Source organism: Halorubrum sp. AJ67, assembly GCF_000513435.1.
Genome location: NZ_CBVY010000008.1, coordinates 40884 through 42932 on the forward strand (window position 1 = coordinate 40884; position 2049 = coordinate 42932).

2 protein-coding genes and 1 tRNA gene are annotated in these 2049 nt (G+C 67.8%); 2 read left to right on the forward strand and 1 reads right to left on the reverse strand.

The features are described 5' to 3' along the window. Positions 1-237: 237 nt before the first annotated feature. Both BN903_RS08500 and BN903_RS08505 read left to right on the forward strand, forming a co-directional pair. Positions 238-804, forward strand: a complete 567-nt coding sequence (locus BN903_RS08500) for an SRPBCC family protein (RefSeq protein ID WP_048077339.1) — start codon at positions 238-240, stop codon at positions 802-804. Positions 805-884: 80 nt separating this feature from the next. Continuing rightward, a tRNA-Ala gene (locus BN903_RS08505) sits at positions 885-956 on the forward strand. A 169-nt stretch (positions 957-1125) separates the two neighbouring features. Here BN903_RS08505 and BN903_RS08510 read toward each other — a convergent pair. Then, positions 1126-2049, reverse strand: a 924-nt coding sequence (locus tag BN903_RS08510) for a matrixin family metalloprotease (RefSeq protein WP_048077340.1), incomplete at its 5' end; no start/stop codon positions are given.

The window sequence follows — 2049 nt, forward strand, 5'->3', positions numbered from 1 at the left end:
AGTGAAACGAGCGACTGAGGAGCGCAGCGAGCGCACCGAGTCCTCGCGGCTGGGGCTTCGGTGGTCTCAGTCACGGAGTTGGTCCTGACAAGAACAGTCACGTACAGCCGAGCGGCTGGGGCTTCGGTGGTCTCGGTCAAAGCGTCGGAAGCCACCGGATCGTAGTGAGCCACTGGATCGTAGCGAACGACTGCGTATCGCCGGACGGTTTAATAAGCGCGGCTCGAACCACGGTACGTGGACGAACTCGTCGTGAGTACGGAGGTGTACGCCGACCCCGAAGAGGTGTACGCGTTCCTGCTCGATTTCCCGCAGTACGCGAACTACTCGGAGTACCTCCGGGAGGTCACGACCGTCTCCGGTGACGGCGGTCCCGGCACCCAATACGCGCTCACCTTCGCGTGGTGGAAGATCTCCTACACCGCGCGCTCGGAGGTGACCGGCGTCGAGCCGCCGGAGCGGATCGACTGGGAGATCACGAAGGATATCGACGCCGGCGGCTGCTGGCGGGTGACGCCCCCTGAAACCGGTGACGGCGTCGACGACCCGGAAGACCCGAGCGACGCCGATCCGAACGGCAACGCCCCCTGCGAGGTCGCGCTCGAAGTCGAGTTCGACCCCGGCTCCGCCAGTTCCGACGCGCTTGATCTCCCGCGGCTGGTCTCGTTCGACTGGGTGCTGAAGAAGGCGATCCCGCTGATCAGAAGCGAGGCCGAACGCGTCGTCGAGCGCGCCGTCCAGGACTTGGAGGGGTCGACCCGCGACGTCGACCTCGACGTGTACGTGGACTCGAATCGGATCTGAGCGGATCGCGCCACGACGCCGGCCGCGTCGCCGAGTCGAAGGCCTTAATATATCCAGCGGGGAACGAACGAGTGCGTCGAGGGCTCGTAGATCAGTGGTAGATCATCCCCCTGGCACGGGGAAGGCCCGGGGTTCAAATCCCCGCGAGTCCATTCCTTCGATCACTTCGTTCCCTCAGTCATTTCCTCGCGTGGTCCCACTCGCTCCCTGCGGTCGCTCGCGGGACCCCCGCGAGTCCGTGTTTTTGCGCCGCAAGCGAGCCTCGGAACCGCGCCAATCGAGTGCCGCACGCACCGAGTCCCCCTCGCTGCCCGTTCCTCCCTACTCCGGCCACTCCTCCCGCTCCCGTCGGTCCGCGTCGCGCATGAGCTCCGGGGGCACCTCCTCCAAGAGCACCGGGGCGAACGACGCGCCGACGTGCCACGCGACGACCTCGTCGTCTATCTCCTCCAGTCGCACGTCCTGCTGCCCGTAGTATTCGCCCTCAACCGTACAGGACCCGCCGCCGCCGTCGGCGAAGCAGATGTTCCCGCGGTCGTCGTAGGTGATCTGGACGTGCGCCTCGCGCGCGCTGTCGACGAACTCCCACGCGAACCCGTCGCTCCCGACGATATCCTCGCTGTCCGCGAAGTAGTCGAGTCCCGCCGCGACCTCGTCCTCGACGCGCCGCGGAACGTCGCCGCTCTCGGCGCGGAGGTGGACCTTCACCGGCCGATGGGTCGTGAGGTTGCTGGTCGGGGCCATCAGGTCGGCGGGCTCCTCGCCGTGTTCGAGGCCCTGAACGTGGCCGAGTTCGTGGATGATCGTCGCGCTCATCTCCGCGTCCGAGATGTTCGGCTCGACGGTCGCGGTCATCGGCGTCCGGGGCTCGTCGACGAGGAGGTCCGCGCAGCCGAAGTAGCGCGCGTCGCCGTCCTCCACGCCACAGCGATCCACGCGGTCGAACCGCAGGATTACGTCCGCCCGCTCCTCGTCGCTCACGCGCTCGTAGGCGACCGGGTAGCCGAGGTAGCGCTCGTCGGTGCGCTCCCAGTAGCCCGTCGCGGCCGCGACGACGCCTGAGACGTTGCGGTCGACCGCCTCGTCATCGACGTAGAGCCGGAGGGTCGTCTTCCCGTACGGACTCGGGTGAGTCAGCGTCACGGCCCGCTCCCGCGTCCGGTTCGCGGTCGCGACGACCACCCGGTGGGACCCCCCGTCCAGCCGCACGTCGGCGAACGTGACGGACAGCCGCGTCTCCGCGCC